Source organism: Salegentibacter maritimus (assembly GCF_016236915.1).
In the GTDB taxonomy this organism is placed as follows: domain Bacteria; phylum Bacteroidota; class Bacteroidia; order Flavobacteriales; family Flavobacteriaceae; genus Salegentibacter; species Salegentibacter maritimus.
On the sequence record NZ_JAEHOK010000007.1, the window covers coordinates 155080 to 176797 of the forward strand.

Annotated in this window: 20 protein-coding genes; all 20 read left to right on the forward strand. The window is 38.0% G+C overall.

Annotated elements, in window-relative coordinates; translation table 11 throughout:
• Positions 1 to 9: 9 nt before the first annotated feature.
• Positions 10 to 606, forward strand: coding sequence for a thiamine phosphate synthase (locus I6U49_RS07310; RefSeq protein ID WP_198628164.1), 597 nt, complete (start codon positions 10 to 12; stop codon positions 604 to 606).
• Positions 569 to 1360 (forward strand): hydroxymethylpyrimidine/phosphomethylpyrimidine kinase, encoded by a 792-nt coding sequence (locus tag I6U49_RS07315; RefSeq protein WP_232804655.1) that lies wholly within the window; start codon positions 569 to 571, stop codon positions 1358 to 1360. The genes I6U49_RS07310 and I6U49_RS07315 overlap by 38 nt, the downstream gene beginning before the upstream one ends.
• Positions 1357 to 1992: a thiamine phosphate synthase gene (thiE, locus tag I6U49_RS07320; protein ID WP_198628165.1), complete on the forward strand. Its 636-nt coding sequence runs from the start codon at positions 1357 to 1359 to the stop codon at positions 1990 to 1992. The genes I6U49_RS07315 and thiE overlap by 4 nt, the downstream gene beginning before the upstream one ends.
• On the forward strand, positions 1989 to 2768 hold the full coding sequence (locus tag I6U49_RS07325) for a thiazole synthase (RefSeq protein ID WP_198628166.1): 780 nt from the start codon (positions 1989 to 1991) through the stop codon (positions 2766 to 2768). The genes thiE and I6U49_RS07325 overlap by 4 nt, the downstream gene beginning before the upstream one ends.
• On the forward strand, positions 2761 to 3870 hold the full coding sequence (gene thiH / locus I6U49_RS07330) for a 2-iminoacetate synthase ThiH (protein ID WP_198628167.1): 1110 nt from the start codon (positions 2761 to 2763) through the stop codon (positions 3868 to 3870). Before I6U49_RS07325 ends, thiH begins: the two co-directional genes overlap by 8 nt.
• Positions 3871 to 3873: 3 nt before the next feature.
• A complete protein-coding gene (moeB, locus tag I6U49_RS07335) occupies positions 3874 to 4944 on the forward strand; it encodes a HesA/MoeB/ThiF family protein (RefSeq protein WP_232804656.1) in 1071 nt (356 codons plus the stop codon).
• A 401-nt stretch (positions 4945 to 5345) separates the two neighbouring features.
• Complete coding sequence (locus I6U49_RS07345; protein WP_193711755.1) at positions 5346 to 5939, forward strand: Crp/Fnr family transcriptional regulator; 594 nt, start codon at positions 5346 to 5348, stop codon at positions 5937 to 5939.
• A gap of 59 nt (positions 5940 to 5998) precedes the next feature.
• Complete coding sequence (locus tag I6U49_RS07350) at positions 5999 to 6526, forward strand: DinB family protein (RefSeq protein WP_193711754.1); 528 nt, start codon at positions 5999 to 6001, stop codon at positions 6524 to 6526.
• 323 nt (positions 6527 to 6849) lie between these two features.
• Entirely contained in the window at positions 6850 to 7233 is a 384-nt protein-coding gene (locus I6U49_RS07355; RefSeq protein WP_193711753.1) for a VOC family protein, read from the forward strand.
• A 9-nt stretch (positions 7234 to 7242) separates the two neighbouring features.
• Positions 7243 to 7638: an SRPBCC family protein gene (locus tag I6U49_RS07360; protein ID WP_198628168.1), complete on the forward strand. Its 396-nt coding sequence runs from the start codon at positions 7243 to 7245 to the stop codon at positions 7636 to 7638.
• A gap of 71 nt (positions 7639 to 7709) precedes the next feature.
• Positions 7710 to 8108, forward strand: coding sequence for a VOC family protein (locus I6U49_RS07365; protein WP_198628169.1), 399 nt, complete (start codon positions 7710 to 7712; stop codon positions 8106 to 8108).
• Between the two features lie 39 nt (positions 8109 to 8147).
• Positions 8148 to 8564 carry a VOC family protein gene (locus I6U49_RS07370; protein WP_193711750.1) on the forward strand — a complete coding sequence of 139 codons (417 nt, stop codon included), beginning with the start codon at positions 8148 to 8150 and terminating at the stop codon, positions 8562 to 8564.
• Positions 8565 to 8582: 18 nt separating this feature from the next.
• Positions 8583 to 8960 (forward strand): nuclear transport factor 2 family protein, encoded by a 378-nt coding sequence (locus I6U49_RS07375; protein ID WP_193711749.1) that lies wholly within the window; start codon positions 8583 to 8585, stop codon positions 8958 to 8960.
• A 49-nt stretch (positions 8961 to 9009) separates the two neighbouring features.
• Positions 9010 to 9387 carry an alpha/beta fold hydrolase gene (locus I6U49_RS07380; protein WP_198628170.1) on the forward strand — a complete coding sequence of 126 codons (378 nt, stop codon included), beginning with the start codon at positions 9010 to 9012 and terminating at the stop codon, positions 9385 to 9387.
• 28 nt (positions 9388 to 9415) lie between these two features.
• The gene (locus I6U49_RS07385; protein ID WP_198628171.1) at positions 9416 to 9766 is read left to right on the forward strand and encodes a hypothetical protein; all 351 of its coding nucleotides are present in this window, start codon (positions 9416 to 9418) and stop codon (positions 9764 to 9766) included.
• Between the two features lie 202 nt (positions 9767 to 9968).
• On the forward strand, positions 9969 to 12101 hold the full coding sequence (locus I6U49_RS07390; RefSeq protein WP_198628172.1) for a sensor histidine kinase: 2133 nt from the start codon (positions 9969 to 9971) through the stop codon (positions 12099 to 12101).
• Complete coding sequence (locus I6U49_RS17185) at positions 12089 to 12742, forward strand: response regulator (RefSeq protein ID WP_198628173.1); 654 nt, start codon at positions 12089 to 12091, stop codon at positions 12740 to 12742. The genes I6U49_RS07390 and I6U49_RS17185 overlap by 13 nt, the downstream gene beginning before the upstream one ends.
• Before the next feature lie 572 nt (positions 12743 to 13314).
• Positions 13315 to 13686, forward strand: a complete 372-nt coding sequence (locus tag I6U49_RS07400) for a hypothetical protein (protein ID WP_193711745.1) — start codon at positions 13315 to 13317, stop codon at positions 13684 to 13686.
• A 4-nt stretch (positions 13687 to 13690) separates the two neighbouring features.
• Entirely contained in the window at positions 13691 to 14215 is a 525-nt protein-coding gene (locus I6U49_RS07405; protein ID WP_193711744.1) for a phage tail protein, read from the forward strand.
• 100 nt (positions 14216 to 14315) lie between these two features.
• Positions 14316 to 21718: HYR-like domain-containing protein (locus I6U49_RS07410; protein WP_317191851.1), on the forward strand; the 7403-nt coding region annotated here is incomplete at its 3' end.

Consider the following 21718-nt stretch of genomic DNA (forward strand, 5'->3'; position numbering starts at 1 on the left):
GCGATTTTAATGTTAATTCTTTTTACGCCGGAAGAAAACAAAAGTATAGAAAAGGAGCAGCTCATTTATTTTTTGGAGAATGAGCTGTCAGTTTTGCACGTTCGCAAACCTAAAATAACAGAATTAGAATTGAGATCCTGGTTGTCTCAATTTGAAGAAAAATATCTTCGGAAAATGGTACTCCATCAGCATCACGGTTTAGCTGAAGCTTTCCCTGTGAAGGGGATTCATTTAAAAGAAAATATCAGGAGAAAACAAGAGAACCTGGAGCTATATATAGAGCATTACAAATTAAATGGCTTTACTATTAGTTCCTCATTTCACGATTTTGAAAATATGAAAACCGAAGCTCTGTTATTTGACTACGTTATTCTGAGTCCTGTTTTTACTTCTGTTTCAAAAGAAGGGTATCAAGGAAAAGAATTTAATGTAGAAAAATTTCCTCACAAAGTGGTCGCGTTAGGGGGAATTGAAGCCGATAAAATACCTAGAGTAAAATATCTCGGATACGAGGGAGTAGCAGTAATGGGGGCCATATGGCTGGCTGAAAACAAGCAACAGGCTTTTAATGAAATCTATAATAAATACAGAAATGTTTATAAATAGCAAGCCCTTTGTATTGAGTATAGCCGGATTCGACCCCTCAGGGGGAGCCGGATTACTGGCAGATGTCAAGACCTTTGAAAGTCTGGGGTGTTATGGACTTGGGGTAAACACAGCAAATACTATCCAGAATGATGTCAAATTTGAAGCTTGTTACTGGACTTCTGAAGCTATTATTCTTCAGCAACTCGAACTCTTATTGGAAAGATTCCCGGTGGAAGTTGTAAAGATAGGAATCATTCAAAACCTTCAGACCCTAGACCTAGTCATCAATAAATTACTGTTGAAAAATAAAGACATTAGGATTATTTGGGATCCGGTTTTAAAATCCAGTAGCGGATTTTCTTTTCAAAATTCACGAGAATTCCAGGAAGATGAAGATATTGACTCAATTCTGGAGAAAATATTTGTTGTTACTCCCAATTTCTATGAATTAAAAATGTTCTACCCTGAATTAGATATAGAAGAAACTATCGGTAGAATTACTGGCAAAAGCAATTTATATCTTAAAGGGGGGCACAGAATTGCAAATACCGGGCGCGACGAACTATTTACCACAAAAGGTGGGTATCTTGGTTTAGAACCCCTTAGAACAGATTGTTCAGAAAAACACGGTAGCGGATGTGTTTTTGCATCGGCATTGGCAGCGCATTTAGTTTTGGGTGAATCTCTTCCGGGAGCTGCCCGAAAAGCAAAAATATATATTGAAAAAATATTAGGATCAAATAACACATTACTAGCATACCATAACCTATGATTTCGAACTTACATTATATATCGCAGGGAAAAACTCCTGAAGAACATTTGAAAAATATACATAAGATGTGTGTGGCTGGAGCCAACTGGGTTCAATTACGGCTTAAAGATGAAACTTTTGAAACAGTTTTGAAAACAGCAAAAGCAGGAAAGGACATTTGTGATGAATTCCAGGTGAAATTAATAATTAATGATTTTCCGGAAATAGCACACAAAGTTGATGCCCATGGTGTTCATTTGGGAAAAGAAGATGAGTGTCCTTTGGAAGCCAGAAAATTACTGGGGCCAGATAAAATTATTGGAGGAACCGCTAATACATTGAAGGATTGTGAAGGCTTGTGTGAAAAGCAGGTAGATTATATTGGCCTTGGTCCATTTCGTTTTACAACTACCAAAAAGAAGCTCAGCCCTATATTGGGGGCAGAAGGATATCAAAAACTGTTGAGTAACCTTCGTGCCGGTGGAAAATTCATTCCAGTGATTGCTATTGGAGGGATAACTCTGGAAGATATTCCGATTTTAGCAAAAAGTGGAGTACAGGGAGTAGCTATTTCGGGCCACCTAAATGCACAGGCAGAACCTGAAAAAATACTTCAGAAAATCAAACAACAATTTTCAGAAAAACAATTATGAGTAAAATAGATCAATTAAACATTGCAGATAGAACCTTTTCTTCCCGGTTATTCACGGGGACAGGAAAATTTAGCTCTTCCCAAGTGATGCAGCAAGCAATATTAGCTTCAGAAAGTGAACTGGTCACGGTGGCTTTGAAACGAGTAGAGCCTGGGAATGATGACGATGAAATGATCTCATCTTTGAAAAATCCTGGCATCAGTCTACTTCCTAACACATCAGGAGTGCGCAATGCAAAGGAAGCGGTATTTGCCGCGCAAATGGCCAGAGAAGCACTTGAAACGAATTGGGTGAAAGTAGAGATCCATCCCGACCCTAAATATTTACTGCCCGACCCCGTAGAAACTTTAAAAGCTTGTGAGGAGCTTGTAAAATTGGGGTTTGTTGTGATGCCATACATTCATGCAGATCCTGTTTTGTGCAAACGGTTGGAAGAAGTTGGGGTACAATGTGTAATGCCTCTGGGCGCGCCCATTGGTAGCAATAAAGGACTCAAAACACTTGACTTTCTGGAAATTATAATCGACCAAAGCAATGTGCCGGTAATTATAGACGCGGGAATTGGAAGCCCATCTCACGCTGCGTACGCGATGGAAATTGGAGCCGATGCTGTTCTGGTGAATACTGCCATTGCGGTTTCGCAAAATCCGGTAGCTATAGCAAAAGCATTTAAAATGGCCGTAGAAGCCGGTAGGATAGCTTATACCTCAAAACTAGCTCCACAAAGATCACAAGCCCAGGCAAGCAGCCCATTAACACAATTTCTATATGAGTAGTTTTAAACATACTTTGAATAAGTATTCCTGGGATGATGTGCAGCAAAGTATTTCTGCCAAAACAGAAGCAGATGTGCATACTGCCCTGCAGAATGGGAAAAGGAACCTTGAGGATTTTAAAGCCCTTATTTCTCCTGCCGCAAAGCCTTTTCTCGAACAAATGGCTCAGCAAAGCAGAATTATTACCAAAAAGCGCTTTGGGAATATCATGCAAATGTACGCCCCTATGTATTTAAGCAATGAATGCCAAAATATTTGTACCTATTGTGGGTTTAGTATGACGAACAAAATCCCCAGAAAGACCTTAAGCGATTCAGAGATAATTAAAGAAGCCGAATTTTTAAAATCTAAAGGTTATGATCATATTTTACTGGTAACGGGAGAAGCGAACAAAACTGTGGGAGTTGATTATATGTGCAATGCTGTAAAGGTGTTAAGACCATATTTCTCCAATATTTCGATTGAAATACAGCCTTTAGATCAGGATGAATATAAAACACTGATTGAAAACGGACTTTATGCAACATTGGTTTACCAGGAGACTTACCATCGGGAGACTTATAAGATTCATCACCCAAAAGGAAAAAAATCAAATTTTGATTATCGCCTGGAAACTGCAGACAGGTTGGGAAAAGCAGGTATCCATAAGATAGGTATAGGGGCTTTACTGGGGCTGGAAGACTGGAGAGTCGACAGTTTTTTTACCGCTTTACACCTTAAATATTTACAAAAAACCTACTGGAAAACGAGATATTCTATTTCCTTTCCGCGATTGCGTCCCTTCAGCGGCGGGCTGGAACCTAAAGTGGAAATGACAGACTCTGATCTACTTCAGGTAATTTGCGCATATAGGCTACTGGATGAAGAGGTAGAATTATCTATTTCTACTCGGGAAAATGAAGTTTTCAGGAATAATATAGTCCACCTTGGCATTACTTCAATGAGTGCTGAATCTAAAACAAATCCAGGTGGTTATGTGGTAGAATCACAGTCTTTGGAGCAATTCGAAATTTCTGATGAAAGAAGTACAGAGGTTATTGCACAAATGCTTTCCGGATCGGGTATAGAGCCTGTCTGGAAAGATTGGGAGAAAAGCTGGTAAATTATGTTGACAAGAAAAGAAAAACAGCGGTACAATCGGCATACCTTGTTGGATGAAATAGGAGAAGCTGGGCAGTCAAAATTAAAAGATGCTAAAGTACTGGTAATTGGAGCAGGTGGTTTGGGTTGCCCTGTTTTACAGTATTTAGCTGCTGCCGGAGTTGGGAAAATAGGGATCATAGATGATGACGTGGTAGATATTTCTAATTTACAGAGGCAGATTCTTTATGTTGAAAAAAATGTAGGTGAACCAAAAGTGATTGCTGCCAAAAATAGGCTTCAGAAGATGAATTCTGCTATAGATATCGTGGTTTATAATGAGAGGCTAACGGCAAATAATGCACAGGAGCTTTTCTTAATGTATGATATCGTCGTGGAAGGAAGTGATAATTTCACCACTAAATATCTGGCAAATGATGCTGCAGTTTTAACAAATAAACCATTGGTGTTCGGTTCTATTTATAAATTTGATGGGCAGGTTTCGGTATTTAATTATAAAAATGGACCTACTTACCGTTGCCTGTTTCCAGCAGTAGGTTCTGCAGAAGAAATGCCTTCCTGCAGCCAAGTTGGCGTTTTAGGAATACTTCCGGGAATTATCGGAAACCTGCAGGCGAACGAAGTGCTAAAAATAATTTTAGGGATAGGCGAGGTTTTATCAGGAAAACTTCTGCTTTTTGATGCCCTTCAAATGCAAACCCAATTAATACCTTTCTCCAGAGATCCCGAAGCGAAAATAACGGAATTGAAAGAAGTTAATTCTTTATGTGCAACTGCTATTTCAGACTCAGTCACCTACGATGAGTACCTTAAGTCTCCCGAATGTTTCAATTTGCTGGATGTAAGGAGTGCTGAAGAGCGAATAGCATTTAGCATCGGAGGATTACACATTCCACTTTCACAGTTAGAAAGCAGGTATAGCGAATTAACTTCCAAAGATAATCTGCTGGTTTATTGTGCCTCTGGTATAAGAAGTTTGAAAGCAATTACTGTACTTAAAAAGATATTTAATAGGAAGAAGATATTTAACCTTGAAGGTGGGATACAAAAGTTAAAATTTGATTCTGAAAGATAAAGTTTAAAGGAATAGGACAAAAAACTGTATAATGAAATTGTATGAAAGGCACTTTTATTGAATTGCTTATCTTTCATTTGTAAAGGTACTATAATATTGAAATTACGTTCTTTAAATTGTCTCTGGCTTGTTAAATAAAGCTAACGGGCTTGTAACAAAAAAATTAAACTTTAAGCTGAATAACTAAACGTAAAAGCGAGGAAGGTAAAAGTATTTATTGTGATGGTGGAGCTGAGCTAATTAACGAACTAACTAAAAATGATCTCATAAATGAACCTGACATTTCGGTTATACCATTTTTGCTGAAAATGATACAAGGTTATGACTTTCATCTACATTTTCACCTCTTCTCAAAAACTAATCATGAATAATTTTCTTATTTTTAAACAAACTCTAAAATAATGGAAGACTCCTTTTTTAAAAAAATATACAACCATACCAATATTAAAAAGGACGACTACAATACCATTATTAATGCCCATACCAAAGTTGATTTTTCAAAAAATGATATTGTACTAAATGAAAACCAAATCAATAATGCTTACTATTTAGTAAAAAGCGGATTGTTCCGATCGTATGTTGTTGATTATAAAGGCAACGAAATTACAACCGGATTTTTTGGCCCTTATGATATTTTAATTGAAGTCGCTTCATTGTTTCTCCGCATTCCTTCAAAAGAAACTATCCAGGCGCTAACAGACTGTGAAGTTTATAAAATTAAGTTTAACGATTTCCAGAATCTTTACAGCAACATAGAAGGTTTCACAGAATGGGGCCGTAATTGGATGTCTCACCAACTTTTTATGGCAAAAAAAAGAGCGGTTACTATGCATACGCAAAGTGCTTCCCAAAGGTATTTAAGTTTAGTTAAGGAAAAACCGCAAATCATTAAAGAAGTGCCGTTAAAATATATTGCTACTTATTTAGGGGTTACCGATACTTCTTTGAGTAGGATTAGAAAAGAAGTGCTTTCTCAAACAGAGAAGTTGCCATAGGACAAGATTTTATTGAGTTCTTTTTTTGAAGTTTGTAAGTATCTTATTTAGAAATAGAAATGACAGGGATAGAAGAAAATACATTCAATGAATTTCATAAAATAACGTTGAGATTATTGAAAATTCTTGCTGCTTTATCTGAGGAGCAAATAAATTCTTCTCCCAATAAAGGCTGGTCTCCAGGGCAATTAGGAGAACATCTATTAAAATCTTATGCATCTGTTGATACATTGAACGGCAAAACGAAAAGAACAAATCGGCCTATGGGCCAAAAATTGGGGCCAGTCAAAACCTTATTTTTGGATATTTCGATTAAAATGGATTCTCCGGAGGCTATTCTCCCAACCCAGGAAAGAATAATCAAAAAAGACTTAATAGAGGCCTTAAAAGATAGGGTTGAGCAAATAAAAGAAGTGATAAAAAACAAAGATTTGTCTTTAACCTGTACGGATTTTTCAATTCCCGAGTATGGCGAATTCACAAGGTATGAATGGATATGGTTCAATATTTATCATACCCACAGGCATATTCTTCAACTGGAAAATATGAGGGTATTGGGTAGTAATAAAGATGTTGAATCAAAATGAAAATTTTAAAGGTAATTCAGGCTTATTTTCTTGGTTTTAAATAAGTGGTAATGCAATTTTTGGATATCTTCTCGATGATAGGTTTAAATTCAGTCGTCCCCAAATCTTCAGCACAAAAAATAGAAGGGATATCCTATTTCAAAAAGGTATTAGTAGAAGAGTGTAAGAGTATCAAATTCTATAAGTTCATCGAGTATAAAACTGTTTTTTAAAATTATAAAGCAATAATATGTTGTCCTAAATAGAGAACTTGCCATATGGAAAGTTCTTTTTTGTTTTCTTTTTTAACTTTTGTAATAATAACTGTTTAAAATATTCAAAATATGAAAAGAATTAATCCCGTGGTATGGTTCGAAATTTATGTAAGTGATATAAGTAGGGCTACAAAATTTTACGAAAAAGTACTTCAAGTAGTTATGGAAGATATGAGCGACCCAACAAATCCATCCATCCAAATGAAATGTTTTCCCAGTGATATGGAAATTTATGGGGCTGCTGGCGCTTTGGTGAAAATGGAATCAGTAAAGCCCTCCACCAATGGAAGCCTTGTTTATTTTGGTTGTGAGGATTGTAAAATTTTAGAAAATCGGGCGGCAGAAAATGGAGCTGAAATTATTCAACCCAAAATGGCTATTGGTGAGCATGGTTTTATTTCTATAATTAAAGATACTGAAGGTAACTCTATTGGATTCCATTCTATAAATTAAGTGTGTGTTATGGAAAGCATTGAACATGTTAATTATATAAAAGCACCAATCGCAAAGGTCTATAAAACACTAACCACTAAAGAAGGTTTAGGGAACGTTTGGACGAAGAAACTCAAAGTGAAACCTGAAATTGGCTTTGTCAATGAGTTTGATTTTGATGAAGGTTATATCACGAAGTTTAAGGTTATTGAACTTATAGAGAACAATAAAATCGTTTGGGAATGTATCGCTTCTGATGAAGAGTGGATAGGCACGAAAGTTTCTTTTGGACTATCGGAAAAAGATAATGTCACAACCGTAACCCTTATACATTACTATTGGAGGAAGCGCACAGACTTTTATCGTTGGTGCAATTACAATTGGGCTATGTTTCTCTATCGATTGAAGACTTATATTGAAAACTAAAACTGCTTATGATAGAAGGTATAAAGTGTGATTTAATAAATACAACACTGGTTTATTTAAAAGATTAATAGATGAAACAACAGATAACATCCTTTTTGACATTCCAAAAAAGCAATGCAGAACAGGCTATGAACTTTTACGTGGATGTATTCAATAATTCGAAAGTGATTGAGGTACAACGTTACGGAAATGATGGGGCAGGTAAAGAGGGAACGCTTATGAGAGGTGTTTTTGAGTTAAACGGTAAACAGTTTATATGTAGCGACAGTTTTATTCAACATAAATGGGACTTTACACCTGCAGTATCTAATTGGGTAGAATGCGAAACGAAAGAAGAGCTTAATCGACTCTATAAAACCCTCTCGGAGAGCGGTGATGTTAAGATGCCCTTAGATAATTACGGTTTTAGTAAGCTATTTGCTTTTGTAGAAGATAAATTTGGGCTTTCGTGGCAATTAAATTTGGAATAAGTATCATTCGGTTGGGAATAAATTAAAGTTTAATAAACAATGAAAGTAAATCAAATTTGGGCAAATCTTGGCGTAGAAAATATTGAGCGAACTAAATCTTTTTATAAGTCGTTGGGGTTTCAGTTAAATGGAGAGCCTTCAGAAGACTTGGTCAGTTTCTTTTTTGGTCCTGAAGATTTTGTGATTCATTTCTTCAAAAAAGAAAAGTTGGAAGCAAGTTTAGAAGGAAGTTGTACCGATTTAAGTAGTGGTAACGAAGTACTGTTTTCTTTAGCTGTTGAAACCAAAGGAGAATATGACCAATTCGTAACAGACATAAAGAATGCAGGAGGCAGAATTTTATTCGACTCAAACAAGAATAAAAAAGAATTATATGATAAAAATGGATTTATCGTCTGTGTCTTTTCAGATCTTGATGGTCATAAATTTAACTTGCTCTACACTGCAAATATGTAAACTTAAAAGCTTTAAATAATGACCAAAATGATATCCAGGACAGATTGCGGCAACTCCCCTAAAATGGAGTTTTTAAAACAATTTAATATTGCCTTTGCCGAAGGGAACGTCATATTCTTAAAAGAGGGTGTTACAGATGATATTATATGGAACATAATTGGGGATAGGAAAATTGAGGGCAGAGCAAATTTTGTGAAAGCATTAGAAGAACTACAATCCTTGAAAGCATCGGAATTGATGATAGACCAAATCCTGTCCCATGGAAAAGAAGGGGCAGTTAATGGATGGATGATAATGGAAAACGGAAAAAAATATGCCTTTTCAGATTTTTATTTCTTTCAAGATGCCAAAGGTGAAAAAATTAAAGCTATAACATCTTACTGTATAGAAGTATAAATCCTTTACATAATTATTTGAAAAAGTGTGATTTTAAAACAATGCTATTATGAAATATTGTAGATTTTTATTGATTTATGCCATAGTAACAATATCATTTCAAACTTCATATTCCCAAACGAACAATAAATCAGTTTTTGTGCTTGTTCATGGAACTTGGGGTGGTGGATGGGCTTTTAAGCAAGTGGACTCATTACTTACTGAAAATGGTAACGTAGTTTATAGGCCAACACTTACCGGGCAAGGTGAGAGAGTTCATTTATCTTCACCTGAAATTGGATTAAAAACACATATTACAGATATTGTAAATACAATTCTTTATGAAGACCTTCATGATGTTATTTTGGTTGGTCATAGCTATGGCGGAATGATTATTACCGGAGTAGCTGATACTATTCCAGAGAGAATAAAGAAACTTATATGTTGATGCAGTAGTTCCTGAGAATGGCGAGAATATGCTATCCATTTTAAAAATAAACAATGAAGTTCTTTTTAGAAATGTAAATGGATATCTAATTCCATCTTGGGTTCAAGGCGGACAAAAACCACCAAAAGATGTACCTCATCCGTATAAAACTTATACAGATACTATCTTTCTAAAAAATCCCTTGAGGATAAAACTTCCAACAACCTATATTCTTACGGTAGACAAAGGGAAAGAACCTAAAAATGATGATTTTGTCTTTCATGCTGAACGTGCTAAAGAAAAGGGATGGAATATTTTACGTTTAGAAGCAGACCACAACCCTCAATGGTCTTCTCCAGAGCAATTCGTTAAATTACTTCAGGAAGACATCAAAAACTAATAAGACGCACCCACAGCACTGTGTGTTTAATGCGCTGGCTTTTATGTTTTGGATTATTTGTTCGGTTTTTATTTGCTGAATAAAGAATATTAATCATTCAACCTGGCATCAAGTTTAGTTTAGTAATTCTACCAGGTTTTTTAATTTATTTATAACAATTTGTTGTTATCTTTCAGCTTCTGTATCATTCATAGTATTTTTAATGACAATTACCGGTTCTAGTTTATCTTTTCATATTAACAGTAAGAATAAAAAGGATGAAAATAAATTAAGAAGTAGATTCCATAACATTCAAAGCCTTTTTAAAAAGAAGCTTATTTTATATTGTGTATTAATGGTATCGGGTATTATCTCTGGCCAGGATACCATAAACAATATTCAGCTTGAAAAAAAATTACAGCTTGTTGAGGGTAATTCTAAAAAATTACAGGTATTAGATAAAATATTAAAGAATAATACTGTAATTAAAGATAGTCTATCGGCGAATCTCGTAGCACATTATAGGGAGATAGCTATCCGGGAACAAAATTGGGACAGTGCTTTATTATATACCAATAAACTTGCCGATTATTTTATTCTAACTCAGTTGAAGTCTAAAAAAGCATTTTCAGTATGTAAGACTTTTATGCCATATATAAGTGAATGTAAGAGCACAAAAGATATAGGGGAATATTATATTTTGTATGCACAAGCGGCTACTTTCTTACAAGAATTTGATGAATCGCTAAAGATAATTGATGAGGGGATTGCCTATTTAGAAAAGCATAATGAGATGGATAGCCCTGTTTATGCAAGAATACATCTTATTGCAGGAGAAAATAGCTCTAAAACAAACAACCTTATTAAAAGTGTGACTTATTTTGAAAAAGCTTCGGCACTTTTTTTACAGCAACAAGATACGGTTTCTTTTTTATGGTCTCAGAATGGATTAAGTCGTTTGTTAGGAAATAATGGCTTGTACGAAGAAGCTGAGGAAGCTCGAGAATCTATTTTTTTATGGCAAGACAAAATAGAGACAAAAGATGTTGTTGTTATGGCACACGTTACCGCTTCTATTGAAGGAGCAATGCAAGGCAATCGTGTAAAAGAATTGTATCATGCAAAACAGGCACTTTTGCTAAAAGACGAAATGTCTTCAAATATTAAACATGTTATAGAGATACTCACAAGGGCTTGTGCTACCTATGTCTTTGCTCGGTACGATTACTTAGAAGAGTCTGATGAAAATTTAAATCACTTAAAAACCTTAATGCAAGACCTAAAAGGCAATGCATTTTTGAATACTTATTACACTCTGGCGGTCGGTCAAAATGCCTATGCGCATGGGAATTATAATACAGCTAAAAATATACTATTAAAAGGCCTCGAGGCTGTTAAGGATTCTGAAGAGCCTGAAAATATTTTAGATTATGAGCGTTTGTTAGCGCAGACTTATCATAAAATGGGTGATGCAGAACAATCGCTCGGGCATTATATAAATTATTCTGACCTAAAAGATTCTATTCAAAGAAGTACGGCCAGAAAACGATTTGCCTATGTTCAAAACCAGTTTGAAGTTGAAAAGAAAGACTTACAAATTTCTAAACAGAAAAATGACATAGAATTATTAGCAGCTCAAAATAGGGTAAAAAAGCAGGGGCTGATTTTTGGAGGTATAGGTTTGGTAAGCTTGTTTGTGCTTATTTATTTATATCGCTCAAGGGAATTCGTAAGGCGAAAACAGAAATTACAAAAAGTCTTTTCTCAAAAGTTATTGTTGAAACAGGAAAATGAACGTACCAGGCTGGCACGTGAGCTCCACGACGGCGTAGGGCAACAACTTACCCTTATTAAAAAGAAAACCCAACAGAATAAACAAGCACAGCTTACCGAACTAACCCATCAGGTATTGGAAGAAGTAAGGGCTATCTCGCGAGGGCTTTACCCACCAATGCTGGATAAGTTAGGGCTTACATCGGCGATTAATCAATTAATATATGACCTTGATAGCGATACAAATCTTTTTGTAACACAAGAAATAGCGAATATAGATGAATGCCTTCAAAGAGAGCAAAACTTAAATTTATATAGGTTTGTTCAGGAGTCATTAACCAATATCATAAAACATTCTGAAGCTACTTCGGTATTTATTACTGTAAAATTAAAAGAAAGCACTATTTTTATCATCATAGAAGATAATGGGAAAGGATTTAATTCTGCTGATTTAAAAACATCAAAAAGTTTAGGATTAAAAACATTGAGGGAAAGAGTTAAAATTCTAAGAGGAAACATTCAGATAGAAAGTAAAGAAAATAAAGGAACGCTTATAAAAGCCATTATACCGTGTGCCCAGTAAAAAAAAGTCCTACTATTCTTGTTGCAGATGATCATCCATTACTTTTAAAAGGGCTTGTAGAAGAGTTGGAAACCAAAGCCTATCAAGTAATTGGTCAGGCCAAAAATGGTTCCAATGCGCTTAGTATGATTATTGAAAATGAGCCCGATATTGCTATTCTAGATGTAGAAATGCCTTTGTTGTCAGGAATAGAAGTGATTCAAAAGGTCAAAGAAAATCAAGAAGTAACAAAGTTTATTATTCTAACATCTCACAAAGAGAACGGTATTATTATACAGGCCAAAAATCTTCATATTAGCGGATATTTACTAAAAGATGAGCCTTTTGAAGAACTTGAAAATTGTATACAGGCCGTGATTAGAGGAGAAATGTATTTTAGCAAGACTTTTTCTGAAGTTTTGGAAGAGAAGGTTAATCCACAATTAAAAAAGATAAAATACCTAACACCTTCAGAACGCACCATTCTAAGAATGATAGCACAAGATAATTCATCAAAGAAAATTGCCCTAAAACTTAGTATCTCAATAAGAACGGTAGAAAAACACCGAAGTAATATTATAAATAAATTAGACCTTTCTTTCTCTGAAGCTTCCCTCTCTTCCTGGGTAAGGGATAATAAAGAGCTTATTTTAAGTTTGTGAAACAGGAAGCCTTTAAGTTGCATGGAATAAGTATTTGAGTTATAGAATTAAAATACGGTAGCTCTTTATCGAATAATCAAGATTTGAATATTCCGAGGTATGCTTCAAATTGTGAATTATTTCAAATCGGATATCTAGTGTGTATCGAGGGTTATTTACTCGGTAATTCTTGTTTTTTAGAATGAATCGAAAGTTTCCATTTCTGGAACGAAATTAAAAATATCTTCGTTTAAAGCACCTGGTATTCTTTTCCCAATATATTTTTCGAGATATATAGTAAGTTAAACTTGCACAGGCTCTCGCGATTTTTTTTCGAAATTCCCGCAGTATGTAGGTTTGTAAGCCTATTGCTAATTAATTCTTAGGGAATGTTGCAAGCATCCATTATATATAAAAAGCAATAGATAACAGGAGATTTTCACATTAGTTTTCTGTTTTTGCTAAATGCTAACAAAACTCCTCTACGTACCCCTACGTAAAATATGTAGACAGGTACGTATTTTATTTAGGCATATGCCGATTTAATTTGCACTTCCTAAATGCCACCTGAATATTTATCAAATACATATACCATGTTTAACCTAAAAATTGTGAATAAATTCCGGTATTCCGGAACTCTACGGAAAACCGACGAAAGCGGAGAGTGGGTTATAAACCATAACCATACCGCTGAAGTAAAAGATTTAAAATCTGCTTTGCTTCAAATTTATACAATCGGTGATGTTGCCTTTCTCGATCTGGGAGAAAAGAAAATAGAAGGCTTCCCTTACCCGACAGAAAAATACGGAGTTCTGGTTCGTTGTCATAGCACAGAAGTATACTATCGCTACCAGGAAAAAGGAGATATTATTCTTACCATAGATGAATTGGGCTATTATAGTCTGGAAGTCAATAATGGTGCTGTAATTCAAATTAAATTACCCGAATTATCAATTAAAAACTAAAATTATGGATGCTTATATAGGAGAAATCAGGTTTTTTGGCGGCAATTTCGCCCCAAGAGGATGGGCTTTTTGTCATGGACAAGAGATATCAATATCACAATGTCAGTCCTTATACTCTTTGTTAGGGACTATGTATGGAGGCGATGGCCGTTCCTTCTTTAAATTACCCGATCTAAGAGGCAGAATGCCGATTGGAGCAGGAACCGGTTCAGGACTGTCTGCTTATAGGGAAGGGGAACAGGGGGGAATAGAAACAGTTCCATTAACAGTCAACCAAATGCCTAAGCACTCTCATACTACTATTATCAATGCATCGGACGCTGATGGTATTGGCGGGACTACCCAGGAGGTGACAAAAAACTACTGGGCCAAAGGAGGTACGTATGCTGCCTCAAAAAGTACCACTATGGCAGAAGATGCTGTTGTTATTGAAAACGCCGGAGAAGGACAGCCCCATGAAAATAGGCCCCCTTATACAGCCTTGAATTTTATAATATGTATGCAGGGAATTTATCCTCAAAGGAATTAATAAGAATAATATAAAATGCAGCATCCTGAGAGCTAAGTCAATTATGGGTTTCAGGTTGCTTTGTTAATAGAGCATAATCAATCTAAAAACGGTAGCCAGAATGGAATGTGATACGACTTTAAGGAATAAAAGACCATGGTTCTTTTTTTTAAGTATAATTCTTACAGGTGGTATATATGGTCAAACCCTTAATTTTGATATGGACGATGCTATCTTATATGATAGTAACGATGCTATTATCTCGGGTGAAAATGACCCTGGAGAATACATCTATCAATCAGTAACTTCCGGGGCCGACACTTATACCGTTCAGGTACGGCATGCCAACTATACAGACAGAACCCTCTTAACCGATTTAGGAGGGGGGAACGAGGTTTTCTATTTCCAGGCTGGAGGCGACACTAACCCATGGGTTATTAGTTTTACCAAAAATGGGAACCCTACCGACTTTACGTTAAACAGCATACGTTATTATGCTTATAACAACGATAAAATAAGCCTGGTAAACCAGGATAACAATATTATTTCAGCTGCTAATGCCTATGGGGCAGGAGCTAATGGCACTGTGAATATTACCAATACCGCTAATGCAACCGATATTAGCAGTTTTAAAATTCTTCCTGAAACTAGTATTACGCTCAATAATTATGGTTTCGACAATATTAACGTTAGCTTTCCGTCTACGGGTTTAACACCCTATACACCAGATGTCAACAACATTCTTTATGTAGATAAAAACGTAAGCGGTGGGAATGGTAACGGCTCAAACTGGACCAATGCAGTACCCGAGTTAGCCGATGCTCTGTTGTGGGCCGCCAACGATTGGGACGGTTCCGGTGCACCCCTGCAAATTTGGGTGGCTGAAGGGGTCTATTACCCTGATGAAGGAGATAGACAGACCAATAACGATCGTAACGCCACGTTTCAGCTTATAACCGGCGTAGAAATTTATGGCGGATTTGAAGGAAACGAGAGCAATTCTAACGATCGAAACCTGGAAGAACATATCACCATACTTAGTGGTGATATTGATGGGAATGATACTACTAATAGTAGTGGGATAGTGACAGATCCATCTAATATTTCAGGAGCTAATAGTTATTCAGTGGTTACTGGTTCGGGTACTAATAACACCGCTAGATTAGATGGCTTTATAATTACAGCTGGTAGTGCCGACGTTGATGGAGGTGGTGCTCATAGGGACAAGGGAGGAGGAATGTATAACTTGAATGGTGATCCCACATTAACAAATATTGCTTTTTCTGGTAACAGTGCTTTAAACACAGGTGGAGGCATGTACAACTACGATAGCTTTCCCGTACTGTTAAACGTAAGCTTCTCCCATAATAACGCCGGTGATGGCGGTGGTGGTGGAATGTTCAACCGATATAGTTCTCCTACACTAACTGATGTCATCTTTAGAGGAAACAGCACAAGTTTTCCCGGCGGTGGCGGCGGGATGCACAATTCTTATGAAAGCTCTCCTGTTCTTAAAAATACAACCTTTACCGGTAACACAGCTACAAGTGGCGGAGGTATGTACAACTTCGTCGATAGTTCCCCTGTTCTTACAAATGCTATCTTCACAGACAACAATGCAAGCAATTATGGCGGTGGGATGATGAATGATAATGAAAGCGATCCCATGCTAACAGGTGTAACTTTTACCGGAAATAACGCTACCCACGACGGCGGTGCAATATACAGTAGTAGCCAAAGCAATCTCACATTAACAAACGTGATAATTTGGCAAAACCAAGCAGATGGGAATAGTTCAACGACATCCGCCTCTATCTACAATACCAATTTGGCGAGCGCGAATATTTCCTTCAGCCTAATTGCCAACTCCGGGGGTAGTGGGTTAGACTGGGATAATGCTATCGGTACAGATAACAATAATAATATTGATGCCGATCCACAGTTTGTAAATCGATCAGACCCTAACGGATTGGATAATATTTTTGGCACGAACGATGACGGGCTCACTTTGAAAGCCACCAGCCCGGCAATTAATGCAGGGGATAACAGTGCTATTCCATCTGGTTTAACCACCGATTTGGCCGGTAATAACCGAATATTTAATCTTGATGTTGTAGACATGGGCGCTTACGAATACCAGGGTGAAAAAGAAGAACCAATCTCTCCAGATGAAAATAAAATTCTCTATGTAAAAAAAGGTGGAGCAGGTAATCGAAGTGGAGACTCCTGGAGCAACGCCATTCCCGAGTTACGGGAAGCATTAAATTGGGCAGTGGGAAATTGGAGTACTGAAGATGGTAATCTTCAGGTTTGGGTGGCTGAAGGGACTTACCTTCCCACTTCTGAAACGACGCCCTTTCGCCTGATAGAAAACCTGAGCCTCATTGGTGGGTTTGAAGGTACTGAAGAGGATCCTTCCGAGCGGGACATATCCGGTCATCCAAGCATTTTGAGCGGTGATGTGAATGAGTCAGGAACAGCCGATGCAGGAGATGCCCACATTATCGTTTTAATTCCCGGAATAACGAATGGTGTTACCATCGACGGGTTTATTTTTGAGTCCGGTTATGCAGATGGTGGAAGTACTGGTGATCGAACGGGTGCTGCAATAGACAATAATGGAAGCAACACTATCTTGAATACCATCTTCAGGGATAATCATGCAGTGGGAAATGCTTCCAATGGAATAGGTGGGGCAGTTATAAGTTTTGGGGGCGAGTTAAGCTTTATTAATACACTTTTTTATAACAATACTTCTACTAGTGGTGGCGGAGCTATTTCTGCTGAGAATGGAACTGTGCGATTTATAAATTCTACTTTAGCTAATAATGAAAGCCCTAAAGGAGGAGCTATTAATATTTGGGCAGGAAATGTAATAGCCATCAACTCCATTTTTTATAATAACTCCGGAACAAACGGAAATATGAATGATGACGGTGGACCTGGAACGGGAAGTGCTGAACACAGCCTGTTTTTTAATGAAACAGACGGTAATACCGGAGATATCCCTGACGGAATTACAGACGGCGGCAACAACCTGTTTAACACTAATCCGGTGTTTACAAACGAAGAAAATGGAAATTACTCCTTGTTGAATACAAGTTCGGCTATCAATGCAGGCTCTAATAGCCCTTTTGGGACGGGAGAACCTGCTGAAGGTATTATTATAGATTTGGCCGGCAACGACCGGATCTACAACTCCGGCACAGTGGATATGGGCGTCTATGAATTCCAAGGAGAACCTATAATAGTTCCCACACCGGATGAGGACAATATCCTTTATGTAAATAAAAACGTAAGTAGTGGGAATGGCTCTGGAGATTCCTGGGAGAATGCTATTCCACAACTGGAAGATGCCCTATTTTGGGCAAGTCAAACCAATGGTCCTGCCTGGGCAACAACTCCTTTACAAATTTGGGTGGCCGAAGGCATCTATTATCCAGACGAAGGAAGAAATTCGATGGATAATGACCGAAATACAGCCTTCCAGCTGATTACAGGTGTACAAATTTATGGCGGATTTCAAGGAAACGAAGATAAGCTTTCCGATCGTGACTGGCAGGGCAATGAAACCATATTAAGCGGTAATATTGATGGTGACAATACCATTACAGGTAACAGCTATCATGTTGTGAATGGTACCGGTGCCGATAATACTGCCATACTCGACGGGTTTACGATAACCGGTGGAAATGCTGATAGCTCTTATCCAGACAATGGAGGAGGTGGGGTTTTTATTAATAACAGTTCTCAAAGCAGTTCGCCAAGATTATCTCATCTACAAATTGTTAAAAATGAAGCAGATAATATTGGTGGCGGAATCTACAGTTATAATTCATCCTTCACTTTGTTCAATGTAGAAGTTAGCGAAAATACGGCTTCTTATGGCGGTGGAATTTATCTAACGGTTGGTCACCCGAAATTACTGAATGTTGGTATCTATGGTAATTCAGCCCGGAGAGATGGGGGCGGAATCAATAATACCGATGAAATAACACTTACCAATGTAAGTATCTATAGCAATTCATCTGGTGGTGATGGCGGCGGGTTCTATAACACCGGAGATACAAACATCCAAAATTCCATACTTTGGGGCAACACTGCTGGAGGAACTGGAAATCAAATTCATACCGATGCTTTTTATGGAAGTGTACCAATTTATACTAACAGTTTAGTTCAGGACAACGACCTTACAGGCACGGGTATTGGCAACTTAGATGGTTCGGCTTATACAAGCGAAATGATTTTTGCTAATTTTTCAAGTGGTGATTACACCCTGGCTGCAGGAAGCTCTGCCATTAATGCGGGCGGTAACCAGATCTACACAGATGCCGGAGGTGACCTTCAAAACGATAAGGATCTGGCGGGAAGTTCACGCCTGGATGCCGTTATTATTGATTTAGGAGCCTATGAATTACAGGGTGCCAGCATACCTCCTACACCTAACGGAGGTGCTCTCTACGTAAATAAAAATGTAAGCGGTGGCAACGGAAGTGGTGACAGCTGGGTCAATGCCATTCCGGAGTTGGCTGATGCGCTTAAATGGGCGCACCAGGAACACCAGATAGGCACTCCCTGGAGTGAGTCCAACCCGCTTGAAATTTGGGTGGCAAAGGGTACCTATCACCCAGATGCTGGAGACCGTGCAACTAATAATGACAGGAACGAAACTTTTCAGCTAATTAGCGGTGTGAGGGTTTACGGTGGATTTGAAGGAGTTGAAGATAACCTCACCGATCGTGACTGGCAAGAACATATTACTGTATTAAGTGGAGATATTGATGGGAATGATGCTTCAGATAGTAATGGAATAGTAGTAGATCCCGTTAATATTTCAGGAGCTAATAGCTATACCGTGGTGACCGGTTCAGATGCTGATGACACCGCCATTTTGGATGGCTTTACAATTACCGCCGGTAGCGCAGATGATGAAAGTGTAGACACTGATGCTCCCGAGAGAAATGGAGGTGGGATTTACAATTATGAAGGCTCACCTACACTAACCAATCTTATTATTACCGGAAACATAACGGAATATAGGGGAGGGGGTGTCTTTAATTTTAATAGCTCACCGGTGCTCACGAATGTTAATATAGAGGGAAATCGTACAATAGTAGGAAGTAGCTCAGCCCATTATGGTGGAGGAATTGCCAATATATCTGGAAGTTTTGCAGTACTAATAAATTCAAAAATTGTTGGAAACAGCGCGCAAGCAGGAGGAGGAGTTTATAATGATGGAAGTCCAACTACAATCATTAATACTCTTATCGTTCAAAATACAGCTATAAGCAGTAACGGTGGAGGAATATTTAACTTTTTAAGCACTCCAACCGAACTAATAAATGTTACGATTAGTGGCAATGATGCAGGTAATCTGGGTGGAGGAGTATTTAATGCTTTTGCCTCTCTGAATTTAAAGAATACAATAGTTTGGGGCAATACTGCTAATAGCGGAAATGAAATTGCTACCCAAACTGTTCCTGTAATCCTTCAAAATAGTCTATATGGCAACAATACCGGAGATATCGTTGGAAATTTAAGTGCTACGTTAACATTAAATGATGAGCCTCAATTTAAATCTGTAGATCAACAAGATTATAGCTTAAAAGCTAACAGTCCTGCCATAAACAAGGGAGATAATAACTTATACCCTGGCGATTTAAATATCGATCTGGATTTAGCCGGTAACCCCCGCTTATTTAATGGCACCATAGATATAGGAGCGTTTGAAAGTCAAAATGCCCCTCCAACTGCTATTTGCCAGGATATTACGGTTAACTTAAATGCAAATGGAGAGGTAAACATCACCGCAGCTGATATTGATAAAGGTTCTTCAGACATTGAAGGAGATGTTACTATCAGTATAGATATAACCAGTTTTGATTGTGATGATATAGGCAAAAATACTGTTACACTATCTGTAGAAGATGAAGATGGAAGCACCGCTACCTGCGAGGCCATCGTAACTATAAAAGATAATCTTGCTCCTGTGCCAGGCACCCCAACATTAGACGATTTTACCGCTGAATGTGAGGTGCTGGAAAGCGATATCGCTACACCCCCAGCTACTGATAATTGCAGCGGAACAGTAACGATAACGAACGATGTCACTTTCCCAATCACTTCACCAGGAACTACGGTGATCACGTGGACTTACGAAGATGAAAACGGCAATACTTCAACCCAGACACAAAATGTAATTATTAAAGATGTAACCGCCCCGGTAGCCGATCAAACGATTTTAGCAGATATCACAGCAGAGTGTGAAGTATTAGCTACCGATGTAACCGAGCCATCTGCTACCGACAATTGCGGTGGAACAGTAAGGGCTACCAACGATGCTACCTTCCCAATCACCACGCAAGGAACTACAGTAATCACGTGGACTTATGAAGATGAAAACGGCAATACTTCAACCCAGACACAAAATGTGATTATTGAAGATGTAACCGCCCCGGTAGCCGATCAGACAATTTTGGCAGATATCACAGCAGAATGTGAAGTTCTGGCCGGTGATGTGCCTACACCAGGCACTACCGACAATTGCGGTGGAACAGTAAGGGTTACCAACGATGCTACCTTCCCAATCAGCACGCAAGGAACTACGGTAATCACGTGGACTTACGAAGATGAAAACGGCAATACTTCAACGCAAACACAAAATGTGATTATTGAAGATGTAACCGCTCCGGTAGCCGATCAAACGATTTTAGCTGATATCACTGCAGAATGTGAAGTATTAGCAAGTGATGTGCCTACACCAGACGCGACCGATAATTGTGGAGGCACGGTAATGGTAACCCATGATGCCACTTTCCCGATTACTTCATCAGGAACAACAGTAATTACCTGGACCTATGAAGATGAAAACGGGAATACTTCAACCCAGACACAAAATGTGATTATTGAAGATGTAACCGCCCCGGTAGCCGATCAAACGATTTTAGCAGATATTTCTGCTGAATGTGAGGTGCTGGCCGGTGATGTGCCTACACCAGGCGCTACCGACAATTGCGGTGGAACAGTAAGGGTTACCAACGACGCTACTTTCCCAATAAGCACGCAAGGAACTACGGTAATCACGTGGACTTACGAAGATGAAAATGGAAACATTTCAACGCAAACACAAAATCTAATTATTAAAGATATAACCGCGCCGGTAGCCGATCAGACAATTTTGGCAGATATCACAGCAGAGTGTGAAGTATTAGCTACCGATGTAACCGAGCCATCTGCTACCGATAATTGTGGAGGAACAGTAAGGGTTACCAACGATGCTACCTTCCCAATCAGCACGCAAGGAACTACGGTAATCATGTGGACTTTCGAAGATGAAAACGGAAACATTTCAACGCAAACACAAAATGTAATTATTAAAGATGTAACCGCCCCGGTAGCCGATCAAACGATTTTAGCTGATATCACTTCGGAATGTGAAGTATTAGCAAGTGATGTGCCTACACCAGACGCGACCGATAATTGTGGAGGCACGGTAATGGTAACCCATGATGCCACTTTCCCGAT

Bases quoted from the DNA above. Each gene is read 5' to 3' on its own strand.
- I6U49_RS07310 (WP_198628164.1), top strand. From the start codon at position 10: ATGTTAATTCTTTTTACGCCGGAAGAAAACAAAAGTATAGAAAAGGAG.
- I6U49_RS07315 (WP_232804655.1), top strand. From the start codon at position 569: ATGAAATCTATAATAAATACAGAAATGTTTATAAATAGCAAGCCCTTT.
- thiE (WP_198628165.1), top strand. From the start codon at position 1,357: ATGATTTCGAACTTACATTATATATCGCAGGGAAAAACTCCTGAAGAA.
- I6U49_RS07325 (WP_198628166.1), top strand. From the start codon at position 1,989: ATGAGTAAAATAGATCAATTAAACATTGCAGATAGAACCTTTTCTTCC.
- thiH (WP_198628167.1), top strand. From the start codon at position 2,761: ATGAGTAGTTTTAAACATACTTTGAATAAGTATTCCTGGGATGATGTG.
- moeB (WP_232804656.1), top strand. From the start codon at position 3,874: ATGTTGACAAGAAAAGAAAAACAGCGGTACAATCGGCATACCTTGTTG.
- I6U49_RS07345 (WP_193711755.1), top strand. From the start codon at position 5,346: ATGGAAGACTCCTTTTTTAAAAAAATATACAACCATACCAATATTAAA.
- I6U49_RS07350 (WP_193711754.1), top strand. From the start codon at position 5,999: ATGACAGGGATAGAAGAAAATACATTCAATGAATTTCATAAAATAACG.
- I6U49_RS07355 (WP_193711753.1), top strand. From the start codon at position 6,850: ATGAAAAGAATTAATCCCGTGGTATGGTTCGAAATTTATGTAAGTGAT.
- I6U49_RS07360 (WP_198628168.1), top strand. From the start codon at position 7,243: ATGGAAAGCATTGAACATGTTAATTATATAAAAGCACCAATCGCAAAG.
- I6U49_RS07365 (WP_198628169.1), top strand. From the start codon at position 7,710: ATGAAACAACAGATAACATCCTTTTTGACATTCCAAAAAAGCAATGCA.
- I6U49_RS07370 (WP_193711750.1), top strand. From the start codon at position 8,148: ATGAAAGTAAATCAAATTTGGGCAAATCTTGGCGTAGAAAATATTGAG.
- I6U49_RS07375 (WP_193711749.1), top strand. From the start codon at position 8,583: ATGACCAAAATGATATCCAGGACAGATTGCGGCAACTCCCCTAAAATG.
- I6U49_RS07380 (WP_198628170.1), top strand. From the start codon at position 9,010: ATGAAATATTGTAGATTTTTATTGATTTATGCCATAGTAACAATATCA.
- I6U49_RS07385 (WP_198628171.1), top strand. From the start codon at position 9,416: ATGCTATCCATTTTAAAAATAAACAATGAAGTTCTTTTTAGAAATGTA.
- I6U49_RS07390 (WP_198628172.1), top strand. From the start codon at position 9,969: ATGACAATTACCGGTTCTAGTTTATCTTTTCATATTAACAGTAAGAAT.
- I6U49_RS07400 (WP_193711745.1), top strand. From the start codon at position 13,315: ATGTTTAACCTAAAAATTGTGAATAAATTCCGGTATTCCGGAACTCTA.
- I6U49_RS07405 (WP_193711744.1), top strand. From the start codon at position 13,691: ATGGATGCTTATATAGGAGAAATCAGGTTTTTTGGCGGCAATTTCGCC.